Source organism: Caballeronia humi (assembly GCF_001544475.1).
In the GTDB taxonomy this organism is placed as follows: Bacteria; Pseudomonadota; Gammaproteobacteria; order Burkholderiales; family Burkholderiaceae; genus Caballeronia; species Caballeronia humi.
The window spans coordinates 1-22380 of the sequence record NZ_FCNW02000047.1; the positions used below are offsets into that span (position 1 = coordinate 1).

Sequence of the window (22380 nt, forward strand, 5' to 3'; positions counted from 1 at the left end):
GGAAGCTGCTTTCTTTGCTTACTTTCTTTGCAGCAGCAAAGAAAGTGAGTCCCGCCCCGGACAGGGGCAGAGCGAATAGACCGAAAAGAAAGCAAGTTCCATCGGAGCACAAGCGCATCAGACGGCTCACACACCAACCCCACCCCCACCCCCAAGCGCCAGCAAAAAATCACACCGCGACGCCGGCATCTCCTACCAGCTTCTCAAGCATCCAGATAAGCCCAAAGTCGATCACAACGATAAAGACGGCAAACGAAAACACCGTAGGATCGAGCGAAGAAACCGTGCGGCTATAAAGCCAGACCGGCAAGGTCATCGTATCGATGTTGTAGAGAAAGAATGTCACCGTGAACTCGTTGAACGAGACGATGAAAGCGAACAGCATTCCCGCAAGAATGCCCGGCCGCATCAACGGCAGGATCACATCCACGAGCGAGCGCAGCGGCGAGGCCCCCATCACGGTCGCCGCCTCCTCGAACTCCGGCCCGATCGAAGCAACCGAAGCCGCGCAATTCTTCACCGTGAACGGCAGCGCGAGAATCACATGCGCGATGATGAGCCGCACGACGCCCAGCTCCACCGGCAGCGCATTGAACACGAGCAGCAGCGAAAGCCCAAGCATCACCATCGGATACACGAGCGGCAACGCAACGAGTTGCTCGACGAACGCCTTGCCCCGAAACTCATAGCGATTCAAAGCATAAGCCGCCGGCACCGATACGGCAGTCGCAATCAACATCGTCGATACCGCGACGATCATGCTCGTCTTCATCGCCTCGCCGATCGAAAGCACATCGCTCGCATCCGGCGATACGAAGTTGTGCCAGGCCGCCCGATACCACTGCAAGCCGAAATGCTGCGGCGGAAATTCGAGCGTGCCCGACGCGCCGAACGACATCACGATCATCGTGATGATCGGCGCCGCGGTCAGCACGAGAACGATCGTCGCAAGCACGCTCGTCGCCCGCCCAAGCTCGCCCGGCAAGCGCCTCGTAAAACCCATCGTGCTCATCGCCTCGCTCCCAGCATGCCGTGCACGCGCTTCGTCAATGTCTTCGATAACGCCATCACCGCGAGCGCGGCCGCCATCAGCGCAACCCCCGATGCCGACGCCGCCGGCCAGTTCAGCAACGGCGCGACCTGATCGTGCACGAGCAGTGCGAGCATCGGCACACGCCGTCCGCCGAGCAGCAAAGGCACCGCGAATGCGCTCACGTTGTACGCGAACACGAGCAGCGCACCCGCGACGAATCCCGGCATCGCGAGTGGCAACGTCACGTCGCGCAGAATCTGCAAGCGCGTGGCGCCGAGCGTCGCGGCGGCTTCCTCGTGCGAGCGCGAAATCGCACGCAACGCGCTGGACAACGGCAGCACGGCAAGCGGGAACGCAGTCTGGATCAGCCCAAGCAACACGCCCTGCTCGCGATACAGCCACAACACCGGCCGATGTATCAGCCCCGTCGCGAGCATCATCCGGTTCAACAAGCCCGCAGGCCCGAGGATCACGAGCCACCCGTACCCTTGCAGCAGCAGGTTGACGAGCAGCGGCAGCAGCACGCCCGCGAGCAAGAGACGCCGCGCGAACCGCGATTGCACACGCGCCATCGCCAGCGCCACCGGAATCGCGAGCAGCACCGCGAACACCGTGCTCTCGGCGGCGAGGCGCAACGTGAGCAGCATCGAGCGCACGAAATACGGCTCGGCCAGCGCCACGTAGTTCGCGAGCGTGAAGCCGTGCCATTCGTCGCCGCGCGCACCAAAGCTCATTCGCACCACGACGAGCGCCGCCGCGAGCAGCACCGCGAGGAAGAAAAGGATCGGCGCGAGCAGCAGCCACGCGCGCACGCTCCCGCCGCCGATCACCGCGGGCCGAACGAGCGGATCGTCGTCGGGCGGCGCGGCGTGCTCCGTGTCGAGCGCGGTCATCGGGTTCACGCCGAGAAGATCTCGGTGTAGCGCTTGATCCACTGATCGTGCACGGCGGCGAGCGCCTTGTCGTCGTGGAGGATCGCCTTGTCCGCGATCAGCTTCGGACTCGGCACGAGCGCAAGACTCTGCTGCGGAATCACGGCCTTCGAATTGACCGGGCCGTTCAGCACGTCGGCGGCCATCTTGCCTTGCACGCCTGCGTCGAGCGAATGATTGATGAACGCGTGGATCAAATCGATGTCACCCGGATGCGCCTTCGGGATCACCGTGAACATCAGTTGCGCGGCAAAGCCTTCCTTCATGCCGTAGGTCACGCCCATCTTGTACTCGGGCTTTCTGATCGCGTCGGGGAAAAAGGCCGGTGAATAGATCCCGCCGATATCGAGCGACCCCGTGCGGAACAGGTCCGCCACCTGATTCGGATTCTCGCCGAGCGTCATTACACGGTCCTTCAGTTGCGCCAGCTTCTTGAAGCCCGGTTCGATGTTCTGCTGCGAGCCGCCATCGAGGCGCGCCGCGATGATCGCCATGTCGACCGCTTCCACCCATTCCGGCGGCGGCAGGAAAATGCGGCCGGCGTACTTCGGGTCCCACATCGTTTCGTAGGTCGTCGGCGCCTGCTTGAACGTCGTCGTGCTGTAGATGAGGCCGTCGGTCCACAACAGATAGCCGACGCCGAAGCCGTTCGCGCCCGATCGATACGACGCGGGCACGTCCTTCAGGTTCGGCAGCTTGTCGGGATCGGGCTTGGTCAGAAGGCCGGCGTCCGCGAGACCCGACGCGCCGACGCCCGCGAGTGTGATCACGTCGTATTGCGGCTTGTCGCCCGCGGCCTTCAGTTTCGCGACCATGCCCGACGTGCCGTCCGCGCGGTCGGCGATGACCTTCGCGCCCGTCTTCGCCGTGAACGTCGCGGCGATGTTCTTCAGCGCGGCGAGACCGGTGTCGTCGGACCACGTCAAAAGGCGCAGCGTCTTGCCCGAGAAGTTCTGGGTTTGCTGCGCGCGCGCCGCGATGAATGGCGCGGGCAACACCGATGCGGCGAGTCCCGCACCGATGGTCTTGAGCGCGTCTCTTCTGCCACGTTTGATCGATTGCACGTCAGTCTCCTTGAGCGATGCCGCCGCAAGAATGGTCGGCGCGCACGAGCAAGGTAGGTTTGCCAAAATACGCCCGCAAGCGAAATATCGTCATGGTTGCCATGCGTTGGGCGCATGGCTACTGGCTGTGATTGAAGGGAATGCTTCAGGTGTCGGAAGCGGCTTCCTCTTCGGGCGCGTCGAGCCCGAGCACCGTCACGCCAACATCCACGCGATGCGACCCGCCGCCGAGAATCAGCCCTCTCAGCAGCGACACGTCGCTGTAATCGCGGCCGATCGCGAGCGTGATGTGATCGAGGTCCGCGAGGACGTCGTTGGTCGGGTCGAGGTCGATCCAGCCGCTGCCCGGGCAGAACACCGACACCCAGGCGTGCGACGCATCCGCGCCGATCAGCTTGACCTGCCCTGGCGGCGGATCGTTGCGCAGGTAGCCGCTCACGTACCGCGCCGGCAGGCCGATCGCCCGCATGCAGCCGATCATCACCTGCGCGAAATCCTGGCACACGCCGCTCTTCAGTTCAAACGCCTGATGCGCGGGCGTATCGTATGAAGTGGACATCGGCCGGTATGCGAAATCCGCATGGATGCGGTGCATCAGGTCGATGGCGCCCTCGGCGAGCGGCCGCCCTTCCGAAAAGCTTTCGAGCCCGTAATCCTGCAAGTCCTGCCTGAGCCCGATATTCGGCGACGCGAAGCAGAACTCCGTCTCCGGCAGGAACGGCGCGCCCGCGCTGAAACGCGTGCTCGCCGAGATGCTTTCCCACGCGGGCGTCGCGGCGGGATCGAGCGATGCCCAGCGCGGCGTGAGTTCCACCGTCGTCTCGCTCAGCATCTGCAGCGAGCGATGCGGCGATTCCAGCGAAAAGTACAGCACGTCGTTGCCGAACGCATCGACGCGGCTGTTGATATACGACGGCTCCGGCTCGATGCTTTCCTCGTGCGCGATCACGCGCTGCCACGCGGTGTTCTGCGGGCGGATCGTCGCGAGATGCTGTGCGGTTTCGACGAACGTCGAGTAGCGGTAAGTGGTCCGGTGCGACACGGACAGGATGGATTTCTCGATCGTCACGACGACACCTGCAGCGATTGCGTCTTCGCGTGGCTGAAAAAGCGCGCGCTGATTTCGTGGGCGGCGGCGCTCGCGTTGTCCTCGAGTTCGTCGCAGGTGGAAATGAGTTCCGCGTAGGTGCCTTCGGCATCGGTCGTGCAGAGCGTTTCGAGATCCGGCAGCGATGCCGCGAGACGCGTCGCCTGGCTGAAATCGCTGTGCGTGCCTCGGCCCGCAGCCTGCGAAATCTCGATGAGCTTCGCGCACAGCCGACGGTACACGCCGTAAAGCCCGCGTGGATTCGTCGGCTCGACCACCAGCAGGTCGATCAGTGGCGGCACCTCGAAGCGCCCCGGATAGAGCGACCGATACGTCAGCGTGCTGTCGAAGAGTTGCAGCAGGAGATCGAACGCGGCGGGCGTCGAAATCTGTCCGTGCTTCGCCGCCGTGCGAAGGTAAGTCGCCATCGTCGCGACGCGTTCGATATGACGCCCCGCGAACACGAGCCGCCACGCTTCGTCCCGCGTCATGCGATCGCCCTGCGCGCCGCTGATCGCGAGCAACTGCGCCGCGAGCGTTTCGAGCGTGCGCGTGAGCATCACGCGGTCGTAGCGCTCAACGCCGCGCGGCGGTTTCAGCGCCTCGATGGCATCGCGGAAATCATTGCGCGCCGCGAGGATCGTGCGCCAGTGGTCGGTCGAAAGGCGTCCGCGAATCTCGCCGCTTGCGCGCGCCTGGCTCGCAAGGTTCTGCCCGATGCTCGCCGCCGCGCTGCCCTCGCCGAGATTCGCGACGAGCAGACGCTCCAGCGACGCCGCCGTGTGCCCGCTCTTCGGCGCGCCCGGCGGCAGCAGGCCCGACTGCCACGCGAGATCGACCATCGTCTCAAGCATGCCTTCGGCGTCGTTACTTTCCAGCGACGAGAGAATCACGCGCACGAGCCGAACGTTGTTCTCGGCGCGCTCGCCGTAGCGGCCGGCCCAGAAGAGGTTCTCCGCGGCGCGGCTCGATACCGTCCGATGCTTGCGCACGAGATCGTCGGGCGTCATCGGCGTGGGGAGCAGCGAGAAGGTGGAGCTAGGATGGCTCGACAGCACCCACGTATCGACGCTGCTGCTGCCGTACTGCATCGATACCGACGGCTGGCGTTCGGCACCGAGGCGCGTGAAGCCGCCCGGCATCACCGACCAGCCGCCGTCCATGTCGGCGATCGCGTAGACGCGCAGCACGCACGAGCGTCCCGCGATCGTGCTCTCTTCGTAGCGCGGCGCGTGCGAGCCGGGGAACAGCTCCTGGATCGTGAAGGCGTCGGGCATCGCTTCGATGCGCTTTTTCCATGCCTCCAGCGGCTGGAGCCCGTCACCGAAACCGCGCGGGCTGTGGCCGTCGAGTTCGACGCCGGGCCACGTCGGAATCACGAACGCCTCGTCGAGCGAGTCCAGCGCCGACTCGCGTGCGGCCTCTTCGCCGCACCACCACGTCGGCACGCTCGCCAGTTCGAGCCGTTCGTTCAGCAGCAAATGCGAAATCGCGGGCAGAAAGCCGTGCAACGCAGGCGATTCGACGAACCCCGACCCGGGCACGTTCGACACCATCACGTTGCCCGCGCGCATCACCTGCAACAGGCCCGGCACGCCGATGCTCGAATCGGCGCGCAACTCGACGGGGTCGCAGAAGGCGTCGTCGAGACGGCGGACCAGCACGTGCACGCGTTCCAGGCCCGCAAAGGTCTTGAGGAACAGCTTGTCGTCGCGCACGGTGAGGTCCTTCCCCTCGACCAGCGTCACGCCGAGATAGCGCGCGAGAAACGCATGCTCGAAGAAAGTCTCGCTGAAGGGGCCGGGCGTGAGAAGCGCGATGTGCGGCGAGCCTTCCTCGCCCGCCATCGTCGCGCGGCCGCCTTCCACGAGCGACGCGATCAGCCGCGAGTAGAACGGCGCAAGCCGCTGCACGCGCATCGAGCGGAACGGATCGGCGAACGTGCCCGCGACGATCAGCCGGTTTTCGAGCGCGTAGCCGAGCCCCGAAGGCGCCGCGGTCTTGTGCGCCATGATGACCCACGCGCCGCTCGGCTCGCGCGCGAGATCCACCGCGACGAGTTGCAGATACTGCCCGCCCGGCGGCGTGAAGCCTTTCACCGAACGAAGATAGCCGGGATGCCCGAACACGAGCGCAGGCGGCAAGAAGCCTTCGTGCAGCAGGCGCTGCGGGCCGTACACGTCCTTGACGATCGCGTTCAACAGCGTCGCGCGCTGCTTCACGGCGCGCTCCAGCACCGACCACTCCGCCTCGTCGATGATGAACGGCAGCAGGTCGAGCGCCCACGGACGCGGCTCGCCGTTGTCCGCGTAGACGTTGTAGCTGATGTCGTTGTCGCGCACCTGCTGCGCCACCGACTCGACCGCGTGATCCAGCCCGGCGATGCCTTCATCGCCCAGCAGGTCGAAGAAGCGCCGCCAGATGTCGCGCAACTGGCCCGACTCGTCACGCAGTTCGTCCCAGTGCCCTTCCCTCACCGGGAGCGCACGCAATGGCGACGACACCTTCGCGCGGTCCGCGACTTCTTCGAAAGGGAGTGAAGTTTGAACGGCCAAGTTTGACTTTTTTGGTTTAGGGAGTCGCCGCCGCTGCCGTCTCAGTGAAAAGATCACCGTCGGCGGCGCAGGTCGAGCGTGAACGGAAACTCCAGACTGCGCTGTGCTGTGCCCACTTCCATGCGTCCCGGCGTGTGTCCGGTCTTGAAGAAACGCGCGCGCCGGCGGCTCTCCGCCTCATAGGCGTTGACCGGAAAGGTCGCGTAGTTGCGCCCGCCCGGATGCGATACATGATACCGGCATCCACCGATCGAGCGGCTGTTCCAGGTATCGACGACATCGAAGGTGAGCGGCGCATCCACGCCGATCGACGGATGCAGCGCCGACGACTGCTCCCACGCCCGAAAACGTACGCCCGCGACGTGCTCGCTCGCGCGGCCGGTGGGCTGCATCGGCAGCGGCGCGCCGTTGACGGTGACGACATAGCGGTTGTCATTGAGACCAAGCACGTGCACTTCGAGCCGTTCCACCGACGAGTCCACGTAACGCACCGTGCCGCCGACCGAGCCTTCCTCGCCCATCACGTGCCACGGTTCGAGCGCGTTACGCACGGTCAGCTCGATGCCGCTCGTCTGGATCGCGCCGACGAGCGGGAAGCGGAACTCGAAGTGCGGCGCGAACCACGCGGCGTCGAAGGCATAACCCGCTTCGTTGAGTTCGGCGATGACGTCGTCGAAATCCATCCTGATGAATGTGCCGAGCAGGAAACGGTCGTGCAGTTCCGTGCCCCAGCGCGTAAGACGCGTCGTGTACGGCTTGTCCCAGAAGCGCGCGACGAGCGTGCGCAGCAGCAGTTGCTGCACGAGACTCATGCGCGCGTGCGGCGGCATTTCGAAGCCACGCAGTTCCAGCAGGCCGAGGCGGCCGGTCGGGCCGTCGGGCGAATAGAGCTTGTCGATGCAGAACTCGGCGCGGTGCGTATTGCCGGTCACGTCGATCAGCAGGTTGCGCAGCGTGCGATCGATCAGCCACGGCGGAATCCGCGCGCCTTCTCGGCCGCCGAGACGATCGAGCTGGCGTTGCAGTTCGTGGAACGCGAGTTCGAGTTCGTAGAGCTGGTCGTTGCGCGCCTCGTCGACGCGCGGCGCCTGGCTGGTCGGCCCGAGGAACAGCCCGGAGAACAGGTACGACAGCGACGGGTGATTGATGAAGTAACCGATCAGGCTCGCGAGCAGGTCCGGGCGCCGCAGGAACGGGCTGTCGGAGGGCGTCGCGCCGCCGAGCACGAAATGATTGCCGCCGCCGGTGCCGGTGTGGCGGCCGTCGGTCATGAACTTCTCGGTGCTCAGATACGTCTCGTGCGCCGACTGATACAGGTACTCGGTGTGATCGACGAGTTGGTCCCAGTTCGACGCCGGATGGATGTTCACCTCGATCACGCCCGGGTCAGGCGTCACCTGCAGCATCTTCAGGCGCACGTCGCGCGGCGGCGGATAGCCTTCGATGATCACCTTCATGGTGAGGTCGGCCGAAGTCGCTTCGACGGCGGCGATCAGGTCGAGGTAATCGTCGAGTTCGGTGAGCGGCGGCATGAAGACGTGCAAGAGGCTCTTGCCGCTGCCGAACGCTTCGGCTTCGACCTTCGGCCCCGCCGCGCGCGCGGGGTCGCGTGTTTCGACGCAGAGCGCCGTGCGTCGAATCCATGACGCGGATTCGCCTCGCGAGGGCGAACGTGATGCCTGCGCGGAGGTGGCCGGTCCTGCTGCTGCTCCGGCAACTCCCGCTGCATTGGTAGCACCTTCGCCCGTGCCGACATCGCCTTCGGCCAGCGTCCCGCCGCCATACTGCATCCGCAGTTCCGCCGCCGATCGCAACGGCGCCGGCGGCGCGAACGGATCGTGCGCGTGCTGGTACGGATAATCGCCCTTGCTCACCCACGGCAGCGATTCGAGCGGCAGCCGGTAACCCATCGGCGAATCGCCCGGGATCAGGTACATGCGGTCGTCGCGGAAGAACCACGGGCCGCTCACCCAGCGCGGCGGCTGCATCGGCAGGTCGCGTTCGCGCGTGATCGGCAGCACGTAGCCCGTCACCTTCGACAAACCCGCGTCGAACACGCGCCGCAGACGCACGCGTTCCAGTTCGTCGTCGAGTTCGGATTCGAACGGATCGACGTTCACCGGCAGACGACGCTCGCGCCACAGGTAGTAGAACGTGTCTTCGTAGCCCGGCTGGATGTGCTTCGTATCGAGCGCGAGCTTCTGCGTCAGGTGCGTGATGAAGCGCTCGGCGTCCGCCGGCGTGTAGTTGCCGGGCTCGCGTTCATCGGCGAACAGCGACGGATTCGACCAGATCGGCTCGCCGTCCGCGCGCCAGTAGAGCGACATCGCCCAGCGCGGCAGTTGCTCGCCCGGATACCACTTGCCCTGGCCGATATGCAGGAAGCCGCCCTCGCCGTAGCGCGCGCGCAACTTGTCCATCAAGCCGACCGCGTAGCCGCGCTTGGTCGGCCCGAGCGCGTCGGTGTTCCATTCGGCGGCGTCACGATCGCGCACCGCGACGAAGGTCGGCTCGCCGCCCATCGTGAGGCGCACGTCCATTTCGTCCAGACGCTGGTCAACTTTCGCGCCCATCGCCTGGACGTCGGCCCAGACTTCCTCGCTGTACGGCTTTGTCACGCGCGGCGTTTCCAGCACGCGCTCGACCGACATCAAATGCTCGAACTCGACTTCGCTCTTGTCGACGGCGCCCGAAATCGGCGCCGCGCTGCCCGGCTCCGGCGTGCACGCGACCGGAATGTGCCCTTCGCCCGCGAGCAGCCCCGACGTCGGATCGAAGCCGATCCACCCCGCGCCCGGCAGATAGACCTCGCACCACGCGTGGAGGTCGGTGAAATCGACTTCGGTGCCGCTCGGGCCGTCGAGCGAGCGCTGATCGGGCGTAAGCTGGATCAGGTAGCCCGACACGAAGCGCGCCGCGAGGCCGAGTTGCCGCAGCGTCTCCACGAGCAGCCAGCTCGTGTCGCGGCAGGAGCCGAGCGCCTTCTCGAGTGTTTCCTCGGGCGTCTGCACGCCCGGCTCCATGCGGATGATGTAGGCAACCTCGCGCTGCAGCCGCTGGTTCAGTTCGACCAGAAAATTGGTCGTGCCGGCGGGCGTCCTGTCGATGCTGTCGACGAACGCCTTGAAGCGCGGCGTCATCTCGCGCTTGACGAGATACGGCGCGAGTTCCTCCGCGACGTGTGGCTCGTACTTGAACGGAAAATCCTCGGCGCTCGGCTCAAGGAAGAAGTCGAACGGGTTGTACACCGCCATCTCGACGACTAGATCAACCGTGATCTTGAACTCGCGCGTCTTCTCCGGAAAGACGAGGCGCGCCTGGTAGTTCGCGAACGCGTCCTGCTGCCAGTTGATGAAGTGATCGGCCGGCTCGACGCGCATCGAATACGACACGATCGGCGTGCGGCAATGGGGTGCGGGCCGCAGCCGCAGCGTTTGCGGCCCCAGCGCCACGAGGCGGTCATAACGGTAGTGCGTGATGTGGTTCAGCGCGACTCGGATCGACACACCTGGCTCCTCAACGAATTATTAGCAACGACGCCGTTGCGGTTCTGGCGGATTGTACGTCTCAACCTGCGGCGGACAATTTACCGAATGCTAAAAGTCACTGGACGGTTCACCGTGTGCAAAGCCACCAAAAATACGCGGCACGCGCCTTGCTGACAGCGGTCAGACCGCCCTCTGTCCTTATCCCACTGTCTACCATGAAAACATTTCACTGCGATCGCTGCCAACAGCACGTCTTCTTCGAAAACGTGAAATGCGAATCCTGCGCGGCGCTGCTCGGTTACGTGCCCGAGCTCGCCGAGGTCTGCGCATTCGAGCCGGCCGCCCAGGAAGGCGAAGGCGTGCCGCTCTGGGTCAATCTCCATGCGAGCGCGAACGGCGCGCTCTATAAACAATGCAATAACTACGCGTTGGAGAACGTCTGCAACTGGATGATGCCCGCCGATTCCCCGGACGTGCTCTGTCCCGCGTGCAACCTCAATCACACGATCCCCAATCTTTCCGTGCCGGAGAACCGCGTCTACTGGTATCGGCTGGAAACGGCCAAGCGGCGTCTGCTCTACGCGCTCGCCGCGCTCGGGCTGCATGTCGAGTCGCGCAAGAGCGACCCGGTCACCGGCTTGCAGTTCGAGTTCATGGAAGATGGCGGCGTCGGCGAGAAAGTGCTGACCGGGCATGACAACGGCCTCATCACGATGAACATCGCCGAAGCCGACGACGCCCATCGCGAGAAAACGCGCATGGAGATGGGCGAGCCGTACCGCACCTTGCTGGGGCATTTCCGGCATGAAATCGGCCACTACTATTTCGACCGCCTCATCACCGGCACGCAGTGGGAGGAGCCGTTTCGCGAACTCTTCGGCGACGAGCGCGCGGACTACGGCGAGGCGCTCGCGGCGCACTACGAATCGGGACCGCCCGCTGACTGGGACATGTCCTACGTGAGCGCGTACGCGACGACGCATCCGTGGGAGGACTGGGCGGAGACGTGGGCGCACTACCTGCACATCGTCGATACGATCGATACGGCGGCCGCATGCGGTCTGGAACTCAAGCCCGACGACGACAACGAGCCGACCCTCACCGACAGCTCGCCGATCGAAAGCGAAACCTTCGACAACCTGATGAAGCGCTGGTTTCCGCTGACATACGCGCTCAACAGCCTCAATCGCAGCCTGGGTCTCGCGGACGCGTATCCGTTCACGCTCGCGCCTGCGGTCATCGACAAATTGCGCTTCGTTCATAAGGTGATCGCGAAGGCGGGCGAAACGTCGCACGAGCCGGTACAGAAGCAGATCAGCGAGCCTGGCGTCGAAGTTGCGCAAGCGGACGTTGTCCAGGACGCGCCCGCTCCCGTGGACGCCGCAGCGAACCCGGAAGGTGGTACAGCAGTTGCTTGATTGCAAAAGCCGCGAGCGGCATCTTTTGTGATCTTCATCCTGCACAACCTGAAAGGGCACTTCGATGAGACTGCGCGTTGGTTACGAACTGGTTTTCGAGTGTCCGCAGCCAACGCCGATGTTGCTGATGCTCAACACGCATTACTCGCGTGCGCAGGACATGCTCGTGCCGGATCACATCTATACCAATCCGCTCGTCCCGCTGCGGCAATACCAGGACGTGTTCGGCAATCTCTGCACGCGGCTGACCGCGCCGCCCGGCGTGCTCACGCTCTCCGCACGCGGCGTGTTCGAAGTCCCGCCGCATCACGAGCTGCCCGACCTGAACGGCTATCAGCACAGCATCGAAGAGTTGCCCGACGAGTGCATGGTCTACCTGCTCGGTAGCCGCTATTGCGAGACGGATCTCCTGTCGAACGCCGCGTGGCAGATGTTCGGCCAAATGCCGCTCGGGCGCGATCGCGTGCAGGCGATCTGCAACTACGTGCACAACCATATTCACTTCGACTACAACTGCGCACGGCCGACCAAGACCGCCTTCGAAACCTGGAGGGACGGCGTGGGCGTCTGCCGAGACTACGCGCATCTCGCCGTCGCGCTGTGCCGCGCGATGAACATTCCGGCGCGCTACTGCACCGGCTACATCAGCGACGTGGGCCTGCCGCCGCCCTACGCGCCGATGGACTTCTGCGCGTGGTTCGAGGCGTATCTCGGCGGCACGTGGCACACGTTCGACCCGCGCAACAACGCGCCGCGCACAGGACGCATCCTGATGGCACGCGGCCGCGATGCCGCCGATGTCGCGATCAGCAACACGTTCGGGACATCGCTGCTGCGCAGCTTTCTGGTCGTCTGCGAACCGGATTCCTGAACGCGTTGCCGCGGCTTCACGGCACCGGCGGCACAGATTCCAGCTTCTGCGTCTGCCCTTCTTGCGACTGCGATTGCGACTGAGCGCCTGGGTCCGGTGCAAGCGGCACCAGGAAGTCACGGCTGATGCGGCTCGCGAGGTCGTTCACACGTGCAAGAAAATCGACGAGATAGGCATGCAGTCCGCTATCCATGATGTCCTGGATACGGCCTTCGGCAAGTTCCTGACACAATGCCACCGCGAGCCTCGACGTCTCCGAACTGCGGCCGTTCATCACGCGTCCGATCAGGTGCTGCACTTCCGCGATACTCGCCGCAAGCGAACGCGGCCAGTCGACGTACAGAATCAGCAGCCCCGCGACGCGCTCGGGCGTAATCACATCGCGATACACCTTGCGATACACCTCGAAACCCGACACCGAACGCAGCACCGCCGTCCAGTGGTAATAATCGAACGGCTGCGCCGAGGTATCCGCGCGCTGCTCCAGCATCTCGAACTTCACATCGAGAATGCGCGCCGTGTTGTCCGCGCGTTCGATGAAGGTGCCAAGGCGCATGAACCAGAACGCGTCGTCTTTCACCAGCGTGCCAAGCTGCACGCCGCGCGACAGGTGCGAGCGGAACTTGACCCATTCGAGAAACTCGTAGGGATCGCGTTCGAGCACGCCGTCGGCTAGCAGGCGCTGCGCATCGAGCCACGTCGTGTTGAGGCTTTCCCATAGTTCGCTGTTGGTCGAGCTGCGCACGGCGCGCGCGTTCTCGCGAGCCGCGCGCAGGCAGCTCATGATCGACGACGGATTCGACAGGTCGCGCGCCATGAAATCGATCACGTCGCGGTTGCTCATGCCCTGATGCCCGGCGGCGTAATCGCCGGAGAGCTCGGAGATCGACAGCATCGCGCGCCATCCCAGTTCCGCGTATTCGTCGGATTGGGGCAGCAGCGACAACTGGTAATTCGCGTCGAGCATCCGGGCGGTATTTTCGGCGCGCTCGGTATAGCGCGCCATCCAGAAAAGATGATCCGCGGTACGGCTCAGCATGGGTGGTCCGGTCCTCTTGTTCGACTCTTGTTGAATGGTCCGACGTGTTCTTTCCAGCGTCTCAGCGCTCGAGCACCCACGTATCCTTCGTGCCGCCGCCCTGCGACGAGTTCACGACGAGCGACCCTTCGCGCAGCGCGACGCGCGTGAGTCCGCCCGGCACCATGCGCACCTGGTTGCCCGACAGCACGAACGGCCGCAAGTCGATATGGCGCGGCGCGATGCCCGCTTCCACGTAGGTCGGACAGGTTGAGAGCGCGAGCGTCGGCTGGGCGATGTACTTCGCCGGATTGGCGACGAGCGCCGCGCGGAACGCCTCGATCTCTGCTTTCGTCGATGCCGGCCCGACGAGCATGCCATAGCCGCCCGCGCCGTGCGTTTCCTTCACGACCAGATCGTGCAGGTTGTCGAGCACGTGACCGAGATCGTCGGCCTTGCGGCACATCCACGTCGGCACGTTGTTGAGGATCGGTTCCTCACCGAGGTAGAAGCGCACCATGTCCGGCACGTAGGGGTAGATCGACTTGTCGTCGGCGATGCCGGTGCCCACCGCGTTGCACAGCGACACGTTGCCCGCGCGATACGCGGCGATCAGGCCCGGCACGCCGAGCGTCGAATCCGCGCGGAAGACGTTCGGGTCGAGGAAGTCGTCATCGAGGCGCCGGTAGATCACGTCGACGCGCTGCGGACCCTGCGTCGTGCGCATGTAGACGTGATCGTTATCGACGAAGAGGTCCTGCCCTTCGACCAGCTCTACGCCCATCTGCTGCGCAAGGAACGCGTGCTCGAAGTACGCCGAGTTGTACATGCCCGGCGTCAGGACGACGATACCGGGGTTGTCGACGCCATCGGGTGCGGCGGCGCGCAGTGTATCGAGCAACAGGTCGGGATAGTGCGCGACGGGCGCCACGCGGTTGCGCGCGAAAAGATCGGGGAAGAGCCGCATCATCATCTTGCGGTTCTCGAGCATGTACGACACGCCCGACGGCACGCGCAGGTTGTCCTCGAGCACGTAGAACTCGCCCTGCCCCGCCCGCACGATGTCGATGCCCGCGATATGCGCATAAATATCGCGCACCACGTTCACGCCGACCATCTCCGGCCGGTACTGCGCGTTGTTCAGGATCTGCTCGGCGGGAATGATGCCCGCGCGGATGATCTCCTGCTCGTGATACACGTCGTGGATGAAGCGATTGAGCGCATTCACGCGCTGTCGCAGGCCGCGTTCGAGCGCCGCCCATTCAGCGGCGGGAAAGATGCGCGGGATCACGTCGAAGGGAATCGTGCGCTCGGCATCGACGCCGGGCTCGTCCTTCGCGCCATACACGGCGAACGTGATGCCGACGCGCCGGAAGTTGAGGTCCGCCTCGGCGCGCTTGTTGCGGATCTGCTGCTCGCTTTGCGTCGCGAGCCAGTTCATGAATTCAAGGTAGTGCGAGCGCGGATCGCCCGCACCGCGAAATGCCGCGGGCGGCACGCCGGCCGCCTGCAAGTCGGATCGCTCGAACATCTCGTTGAAGAATGCTTGCGTCATAAACCGGTCTTCCATGTGAAGTGCCTGCCGGATCGACTCCGGCCTTCTTGTGCCTGCCTGGCTTCAGTACGCGCGCAACCGGTGCACCGGCTTGGGGCCGGCGCTTCATGTGCGGCGCGTGCCCAAAGCGCGATGCACATATTCTTCCCCGACAAAAAGAGCGAGAACGTGCGATGCACAACGCGTTGCGCCATCCATCGCCGCGTCCGGTCGATTTAACTCTTTGGTTAAAGCAACAAGCGCGCCATGCCAACGTGTTCATAAGGGGCGGCGCAGACGCGGCTTGGCTCGCAGCGGATTGCACCAGCGACCGTGGATCGCGTGTAATTAAACCGATGCACCAGCACGGGGCATGGTGTGCACCCGGCTTCGCTTTATCCTTAATGTTCGTCAATTTCCCTGACCGAGGCACTCATGACCGGCGCGCTCTCTTTGCCAGAATCGTTCGACTTTGAAGGCCAGATGGTCCGCTTCGGCGTGATCGGGTCTGGCGAGCCGATGGTGTTCGTCCACGGCACGCCGTTTTCGTCGCAAGTGTGGCGACGCATCGCGCCCATCGCGGCACGCACGCGGCGCGTCTTCTATTTCGACCTGCTCGGATACGGCATATCGGAGCAGCGCGATGGGCAGGACGTGTCGCTCGGCGTGCAGAACCGGCTCCTCGCCGCGCTGCTCGCGCACTGGCGGATCGAAAGGCCCGACGTCGTCGCCCACGACTTCGGCGGCGCGACGGCGCTGCGGGCCGCGCTCCTGAACGGCTGCGAATACCGGTCGCTGCTGCTGATCGATCCGGTCGCGGTCGCGCCGTGGGGTTCACCGTTCGTGCGACACGTGCGCCAGCACGAGGCGGCGTTCGCGGGTGTGCCGCCGTACATCCATCAGGCGATGCTCGACGCTTATCTGCAAGGCGCCGTGCACCGTCCGCTCGATGCCCGGACGCTGCGCATCCATTCGTCGCCGTGGACGGGGGCGACGGGGCAAGCGGCGTTTTATCGGCAGATCGCGCAGATGGACCAGCGCTACACCGACGAAGTCGAGCCGAGGTACGGGACGCTGCGTTGCCCGGTATCGATCCTGTGGGGCGAGGAGGACGGCTGGATTCCAATAGAGCGCGGCGAAATGCTGTCGGCGATGATTCCGGGCGCGCGCTTCACGCGGGTGGCTGGCTCAGGTCATTTGATGCAGGAGGACGCGCCGGAAGCGATCGTCGGAGAGTTGCTTGCCTTCATGCAGCCGGAAACCTGAACGCGACCCTGGCCCAGATAGTGCATTTCCCACCCACCTGAAAGCGGCGCGCACGTCCAGACGGGCCGCGCCCCCGATAAATGCCCCGGCGCAGTGCGTTCGTCATCCAAGCTGGTGCACGATGCTGCTGCGATGCACAAGAACGGCATCCGTTGAAGTTAAAAATGCCATCCCCGACCCTGACGAGGATTACGTGAACAATCGCGCGTCCGAACCGAGCCTGGCACGATATGCACTCTGGAATCGCAAGCACAAACGCAACACGTCGAAGTCGAAACGCGTACTCGTCGCCGATGCCGACAAGGCGCTCGGCGAGTCGCTCGTATCGTTGTTTGCGCTGAAGGGATTTGCCACGCAGTACGCGCTCGACGTAGCGTCGCTACGAACGATCGTTCGAACGTGGCAACCGCAGGTGATCTTTCTCGACACGCGCATCGGCGCGTGCGGCAACTACGCGCTCGTGCGCGAACTGCACGCGATCAACGACGAACCGGCGAGTCACATCATCGCGATGAGCGGGTTTTTGCCGGAGGAGCCGGTTAATCTGCTGAAGGAGGCGGGCTACGACGGACATTGCCGGCGGCCGTGCGCCGTCTGGCAAATGACCGATCTGCTCGATGAAGCCTTCGCGCCCGGGACGCCGCGCTGAGGTTCAATTGGCGCGATGCTGGGCGACGCTCGTCGCCTCTTGCGATGGCGGCTGCGGTTGCGGCGTGAGTGCGAAGCCAGCGGGAGCCGCATCGCTCGCGGCAACGGTTCTTTCGACGGTGCCCGGATCGGTCACCTGCGCGTGCTTGCCGCCGCCTCCGTAGCTCACGATCATGAGCGTTGCGAACACGGCGACGCCGACCAGAACCGCTACAACGGCAAATCCCTGACTCTTCTTCCGCATATTTCTTCCCGATTCCGATTCGATATTTTCACGCGCATCTTAAACACAACCCTCAAGGCTCGCGCGCGAAAAGCGCCGATGCTTCCTCCGGGGTCTGCCGCGGGCCGCGCAAGCGTACGACGCCCCGTCCGGCCGCCTTCGCGTCGTAGAGCGCAAGGTCGGCGTGTTTCAGGACCTGATCGAACGATTCGCCCTTCTCGGCCACCGCGATGCCGACGCTCGCGCACACGACCGCCCGCGTACCCGAAGACAGCACATACGGCGCGCCCAGTTCCTTGACGATGCGCTGGGCGAGCACGTCACTCGACGACGCGCCCGTCTGCGTGACGACGACCGCGAACTCGTCGCCGCCCAGCCGCGCGACGAGTTCGCCGCGCCGCATCACGTTGCGCAGACGGTCCGCGACCTGCTTCAGCACTTCGTCGCCGGCATTGTGGCCGTGCGAATCGTTGACGTCCTTGAAGCCATCGAGATCGACGTACATCACCGTCACGCGATGCCCCACGCCGCTCGCGCATCCGGCCATCAGCCGTCCCGCGTGGTCGCTCAGGTAGCGGCGGTTCGGCAGGCCCGTCAGCGAATCGTGATGCGCCCAGTGCAGGATCTTCGCCTCCGACTTCTTGCGCTCGGTGACGTCCTCGATGATGACGACCTCGCTTCCGTCGGGCACCGGATTGCGCGTCATCTCCAGATGACGGCCGTCGGTGAGCTTGAGGTCGAGCGGCGCGCGTTCGTCCGCGAGCCATTGCGTGCAACGCTCGACGAGTTGCGAGCGCAGCGTCTCGCCGAATTTCGCGAGCCCCACGTAGCCGATGAACTCCGGCAGCGGCACGTTGAGCCGCAGCATCTCGACGGTCGCGCCGAACAGTTCCGCCGCCTTCCGGTTAGCGATGACGACACGGCCGTCCGCATCGATCGTGCAGAGTCCGTGCGGCATGTGGGCGAGCGCGGCGTCAAAGCGCGCCGCGAGTTCCGCGTGTCGCTGCTCGGCCGTCATCAGGCCGACCAGGCCGCTGTAGTGGCGCTGCACCACCGACGCCATCGCGCCGATGTACAGAAAGAGCGGCGGCACGAGGATCCAGCAGGCGGTGTCGTCGGCGAGCGCCGCGCCGATGCCGATCGGAACCGCGCCGAGGCACACCTGCGCGACCGCGAGGCGCGGCAGCGACGCGTTGCGCGACGCGATCCCGCCGAGGATGCCCGCTGTCACCATGATGGCGAGCGCGGCGAGCACATAGTCGCCCGACATCACGCAGCCCATCGTGCCGAGCCCGAAGAGCAAGCACGCGGCGAGCGCAAACGGCGTGTAGCGCGCGGCCCACGGTCCGGGGTGAAGCGCCGCCGGACGGCTTCGCACGCGATAGCAATGCACGACGCCGAGCCGCGCGCCGAGGATCGCGAGATCGAGCGCCAGCCACAGAAGCGGCCACCACTGGTACAGGCGCACGGCTGCGGCCAGCGCGACGAACATGCTCGCCGCGCCCGAAAGCAGCAGCGGACGACGGTCTTCTAGGACGGTCGAGAGGAGGGCACTGCGGATGGCGGGCGTGATTTGCTGGCCGTCCTCGGTCGGCGGCGTCGCCAGAATGGAATCGAGGAGGGAGGTGTTGCCTGACATACGGTGGCCGTGTCCGAACGAGGGTTCCGAGAGGCCGCACCGGAGCCGCCGCTAACCATATTTACGGCGCGGGCCGGCGGTTTCTTTAACGACGGCGGATAGCGGCGCCGTGTGGCCGAGCGCACATGGTAACGGTTATGCCGCAGCGGCGCTCGGGAAACGCGGCGGCTAAAATGGCGGCGTCGCAACCCTTCTACACCGCCATGCCCGATTCACCCGGACGCGCGCGCTCGAAGCGCAAACCGCTGCGCGGCGCGCTCATGCGCTATCAGGACCGCATCGCCGAAGTGCTGGGCGAAGCACGCGGACAGCGCGTGATGATCCGCTCGATCCATGCTGATGGCGTGGAGCGGAGGACTGCGGTGAAGTGGCGAAATCTGCTGCCGTTGGAGGAACAGTTGTTTTAGGGGTGGGTCACGCGGGCGTAGCGGTGATCTCCAGTTGCAAGCCCAATGCCGCGAGGGCGGCGGCAATCGTATCGATTTTCGTCGCGTGGCCAAGGTCGATTACGCGGTTTACCTCCTGCCGCCGCGTGTTCAAACGGCGCGCCAGTTCGGCGGGCGTCACCTCTTGCGCGACCATCGCGTTAAGCAGCAACACTTTTGCTGCGACGCTCGCCGGCAGTTCAATCAGCACGTCGCCGCGCTTCGGCCGCGACGGCGGTGGCACTGCGCGCTTGTCTTCGAAGTAGAAATCCATCGCGGTAACAAGCGCGTCGGCGGCCATCTCAATCGCTTCTTCGCGCGTCTCTCCGCATGTGATCGCTTCGGGTATATCGCGGAATGTGACCGCGAAGCCAGTGCCGTCAGGAATCAGGCGGACGGGGTATCTGAACATGGTGGTTCCTGTATTCGTCGCAGGATGCGGGCAGCTTACGCCGCCCACTTTCATTTGATGCCGAGTTGTCTGAGAATGAGCTTTCTGGTCACGTCGCCAAGTTAGGCACCGGGGTGCCGGGGCATCACCGACTGCCGCCCATGCAAGAAGATTTTCGTATGGCGCGACCCCTCAGTGAACATCGCGCCCTGCCGGGCAAGCCATCTCTTGAATTCACTTTGCTTCACCTTCCCCTCGCATCGTTTGCATTTTATCACTGTAATCATAAATGTTTACATCAGATGAAATGTGTAACGTTGCGTGTTAGTTTGGCGCGCCTAATTCGATGCAGAGATCAAATCGTTGAGAGTGTGGTCAGCTACCGTGGGGATCATTGTTTAAAAGGACGTCCTGCTCAGCGCGAAGCGCGTTTCGGAATACTCAGGAGGACGCAATCGTGGTTGCTACTAGGACGCACGACAAACAGTAGGGAGTACCGCAAAAGCACGGCAATCCGGCGAGCAGGATGGGCGCCAGGCCATTCACTGTTATGAAATTGAACGTCACTAATCCCGATTTCACGAAGGTAGCGACTTCGTCGATCGACTAGTAGCCCATCGCGCTCACGCGGTCCGCCCGTGCCTCCACCGCGTGGGAGACGGCATCAAGGCCGACACTAGTGCGAACGCCTGCCGGATCATCGAAGGCTTTGCGCTTTCGATCACCTCCGGCTCGCTTACGACTTCCTGCGCCGATGGTTTATCAGGCTGCGGCAGCGCCTCTCGCGCGTCAGCGCATCGCCGGTTGAGCAACATGCGCATCTCACGCTCGTCGATCAGCCCACGCGCCTGCAGCCAGCCGCGCTCGAAGCGCAGTTCGTAGTCGATGTCGGTGAAATCGTGATAGCGGCCGGTATCGGCCAGCGCCATCGCCGATGAAATGACACGCTGCAGCGTCCACGCTTCTATTTCGTTGATGTCCGTCGGCACGCGCCCCTCGCTCACGGATGAGGTGTTCGGATCATAGCCCGGCTTGGCTGTGGACTCCGTCGTCTGCGGACAACACCCTCTCAAAAAAGAGCGGCGTGCGGCGTTTCGACGGATGCGCGTCGTAAGGCTCAAGCATCGTCCAGTCTCGCAAGCGCCATCCGTCTTCGATTTCCCGCCCGCCCGAACTTTTTTCGCTTCTATAATCCCCCGTGCCATCCGGCCCGTCCCTCGTGCTTTCCAACCTCACGGAGTCACCGATGAATGCGATTGCGCTGTCCAAGAAGAGCCTGCCACTCCGCCGCTCGTCCCGGGTGCTCATCGCAAGGAGCGCGGTCGCGATCGCCGCCACGCTCGCCTTCGGCGCTTGCACGACAACGTTTGCGCAAGACTCCGGCGGCTCCCGATTCGAGCGGCATCATGGCGGCGAAGGCCGCGACGTCAAGGTCATGATCATCTCGATGTTCGGACCGGAAGGACAGGTCTGGCTCGATCGTCTCGGACCGTGGAAGGCCATCAAGGTGCCGGGCCTGTCGCCCGACTATCCCGATGTGCATTGCAACCGGCAGGACATCTGCGTGATGACGACCGGCATGGGCCACACGAATGCGGCGGCGTCGCTGATGGCGCTCACGTTCTCCGATCGCTTCGACCTGCGCCGCACGTACTTCATGATCGCGGGCATCGCCGGCATCGATCCGCAGCAGGGCACGATCGGCTCGGCGGCGTGGGCGAAGTACCTCGTCGATTTCGGCATTCAGTGGGAGATCGATGCGCGCGAGAAACCCGATAGCTGGCCGAGCGGCTTCCTCGGCATCAATACGAAGACACCCGATCAGAAGCCGCCGCTCGACTACCGGACGGAAGTGTTCGCGCTGAATGCGAAGCTCGCCGACACGGCTTTCGCGCTGTCGCGCAATGTGACGCTGTCGGACAGCGCCGAGGCGCAGACGGCGCGCGCGAAATTCGACTACGCGCCGGCGAACCGCGCGCCCAAGGTGATCCAGTGCGATACGCTCGCGGGCGATACGTGGTGGTCGGGCAAATATATCGGCGAGCGGGCGCGCGTCTGGACGAAACAACTCACCGACGGCAAGGGCGTCTACTGCACGACGCAGCAAGAGGACAACGCGACATACGAAGCGCTCAAGCGCGCGGCAAGTACGGGTCGCGTCGATTTGAACCGTGTCGCGGCGCTGCGCTCGGGTTCGGATTTCGATCGTCCGTATGAAGGGCAATCCGCTGCCGACAATCTCGTCAACTATGCGACTCAAGGTGGCTTTGCGCCGGCCATCGAGAACCTGTATCGCGCGGGCAATCCACTCGTGCAGGATATCGCCACGCATTGGGGCGAGTGGTGTGATGGCGTGCCCGCACGATAAGTTCCTGGGGCGGCGCGAGTATGGTCGCGGGTCCTTGAGCTGAGTTGGCCTGAATCAATAAATGCGCCCACGCTCTTCAGGAATTTTGCTTCGATTTATTAGCGTTGCTTTGAATAGCAGCAACGCTAATAGACTTCCTTTCAAGTCCTGGCGGCAAGCACTGAATTAATCACCTGGCGAACGCGAATCACTGCCTTTGCGTCACGCACTCAAGCAAGTAAGTAACATCTCCATATGCCCTCCCCCCAAACGAATACCCGCTTGACGAGGACTATACGTTAGCTGGCGGCGTCTATAACTTTAGTGTCGTGCTTGCCGTCATGCATGAGGTTCAACTTGTGCGCGGCGTTAGCCAAAGCCGGCCGCTCATCGTCAGCAGTCTCTTGTGCCTGACAGGCGCCATCCCTTCGCTCTCGCGCG

Annotated in this window: 18 protein-coding genes; 6 read left to right on the plus strand and 12 right to left on the minus strand. The window is 64.1% G+C overall.

Translation table 11 applies throughout. The annotated features are described in order from the left end of the window. Nucleotides 1-169 precede the first annotated feature (169 nt). The 6 genes from AWB65_RS27635 to AWB65_RS27660 all read right to left on the minus strand — a co-directional run bounded on the left by AWB65_RS27635 (nt 170) and on the right by AWB65_RS27660 (nt 10177). The gene (locus tag AWB65_RS27635) at nt 170-1012 is read right to left on the minus strand and encodes an ABC transporter permease (RefSeq protein WP_087670199.1); all 843 of its coding nucleotides are present in this window, start codon (nt 1010-1012) and stop codon (nt 170-172) included. Then, nucleotides 1009-1926 (minus strand): ABC transporter permease, encoded by a 918-nt coding sequence (locus AWB65_RS27640; RefSeq protein WP_087658898.1) that lies wholly within the window; start codon nt 1924-1926, stop codon nt 1009-1011. Before AWB65_RS27640 ends, AWB65_RS27635 begins: the two co-directional genes overlap by 4 nt. Before the next feature lie 5 nt (nt 1927-1931). Next, complete coding sequence (locus AWB65_RS27645) at nt 1932-3029, minus strand: ABC transporter substrate-binding protein (RefSeq protein WP_087658899.1); 1098 nt, start codon at nt 3027-3029, stop codon at nt 1932-1934. Between the two features lie 145 nt (nt 3030-3174). Further along, a complete protein-coding gene (locus AWB65_RS27650) occupies nt 3175-4098 on the minus strand; it encodes a transglutaminase family protein (protein WP_087670200.1) in 924 nt (307 codons plus the stop codon). Next, on the minus strand, nt 4095-6671 hold the full coding sequence (locus AWB65_RS27655) for a circularly permuted type 2 ATP-grasp protein (protein ID WP_087670201.1): 2577 nt from the start codon (nt 6669-6671) through the stop codon (nt 4095-4097). The genes AWB65_RS27650 and AWB65_RS27655 overlap by 4 nt, the downstream gene beginning before the upstream one ends. Nucleotides 6672-6724: 53 nt before the next feature. Further along, nucleotides 6725-10177, minus strand: coding sequence for a transglutaminase family protein (locus AWB65_RS27660; protein WP_087670202.1), 3453 nt, complete (start codon nt 10175-10177; stop codon nt 6725-6727). 197 nt (nt 10178-10374) lie between these two features. Here AWB65_RS27660 and AWB65_RS27665 point away from each other — a divergent pair, with 197 nt between their 5' ends. Further along, entirely contained in the window at nt 10375-11577 is a 1203-nt protein-coding gene (locus AWB65_RS27665; protein ID WP_087670203.1) for a zinc-binding metallopeptidase family protein, read from the plus strand. A gap of 64 nt (nt 11578-11641) precedes the next feature. Next, nucleotides 11642-12448 carry a transglutaminase-like domain-containing protein gene (locus AWB65_RS27670; RefSeq protein ID WP_087670204.1) on the plus strand — a complete coding sequence of 269 codons (807 nt, stop codon included), beginning with the start codon at nt 11642-11644 and terminating at the stop codon, nt 12446-12448. Nucleotides 12449-12464: 16 nt separating this feature from the next. Here the strand turns inward: AWB65_RS27670 and AWB65_RS27675 are convergent, their stop codons facing one another. Then, nucleotides 12465-13487 carry an alpha-E domain-containing protein gene (locus AWB65_RS27675; RefSeq protein WP_087670205.1) on the minus strand — a complete coding sequence of 341 codons (1023 nt, stop codon included), beginning with the start codon at nt 13485-13487 and terminating at the stop codon, nt 12465-12467. Between the two features lie 61 nt (nt 13488-13548). Then, a complete protein-coding gene (locus AWB65_RS27680) occupies nt 13549-15021 on the minus strand; it encodes a circularly permuted type 2 ATP-grasp protein (protein ID WP_087670206.1) in 1473 nt (490 codons plus the stop codon). A gap of 414 nt (nt 15022-15435) precedes the next feature. Between AWB65_RS27680 and AWB65_RS27685 the strand changes: the two genes are divergently transcribed. Then, nucleotides 15436-16266, plus strand: a complete 831-nt coding sequence (locus AWB65_RS27685; protein ID WP_087670207.1) for an alpha/beta fold hydrolase — start codon at nt 15436-15438, stop codon at nt 16264-16266. Between the two features lie 193 nt (nt 16267-16459). Further along, entirely contained in the window at nt 16460-16915 is a 456-nt protein-coding gene (locus tag AWB65_RS27690; RefSeq protein WP_087670208.1) for a response regulator, read from the plus strand. Nucleotides 16916-16918: 3 nt separating this feature from the next. Here the strand turns inward: AWB65_RS27690 and AWB65_RS27695 are convergent, their stop codons facing one another. Next, nucleotides 16919-17158, minus strand: a complete 240-nt coding sequence (locus tag AWB65_RS27695) for a hypothetical protein (RefSeq protein WP_087670209.1) — start codon at nt 17156-17158, stop codon at nt 16919-16921. 52 nt (nt 17159-17210) lie between these two features. Next, nucleotides 17211-18776 (minus strand): diguanylate cyclase domain-containing protein, encoded by a 1566-nt coding sequence (locus AWB65_RS27700; protein ID WP_087670210.1) that lies wholly within the window; start codon nt 18774-18776, stop codon nt 17211-17213. A gap of 173 nt (nt 18777-18949) precedes the next feature. On the opposite strand from AWB65_RS27700, the gene AWB65_RS27705 reads away from it, so the two are divergent. Continuing rightward, a complete protein-coding gene (locus AWB65_RS27705) occupies nt 18950-19183 on the plus strand; it encodes a hypothetical protein (RefSeq protein ID WP_087670211.1) in 234 nt (77 codons plus the stop codon). A 7-nt stretch (nt 19184-19190) separates the two neighbouring features. Here AWB65_RS27705 and AWB65_RS27710 read toward each other — a convergent pair whose 3' ends face one another. Next, on the minus strand, nt 19191-19613 hold the full coding sequence (locus AWB65_RS27710) for a type II toxin-antitoxin system HicB family antitoxin (RefSeq protein WP_087670212.1): 423 nt from the start codon (nt 19611-19613) through the stop codon (nt 19191-19193). Between the two features lie 602 nt (nt 19614-20215). Further along, nucleotides 20216-20581 (minus strand): hypothetical protein, encoded by a 366-nt coding sequence (locus tag AWB65_RS27720; RefSeq protein WP_087670213.1) that lies wholly within the window; start codon nt 20579-20581, stop codon nt 20216-20218. Between the two features lie 257 nt (nt 20582-20838). On the opposite strand from AWB65_RS27720, the gene AWB65_RS27725 reads away from it, so the two are divergent. After that, a complete protein-coding gene (locus AWB65_RS27725; RefSeq protein WP_087670214.1) occupies nt 20839-21960 on the plus strand; it encodes a purine-nucleoside phosphorylase in 1122 nt (373 codons plus the stop codon). Nucleotides 21961-22380: the final 420 nt, after the last annotated feature.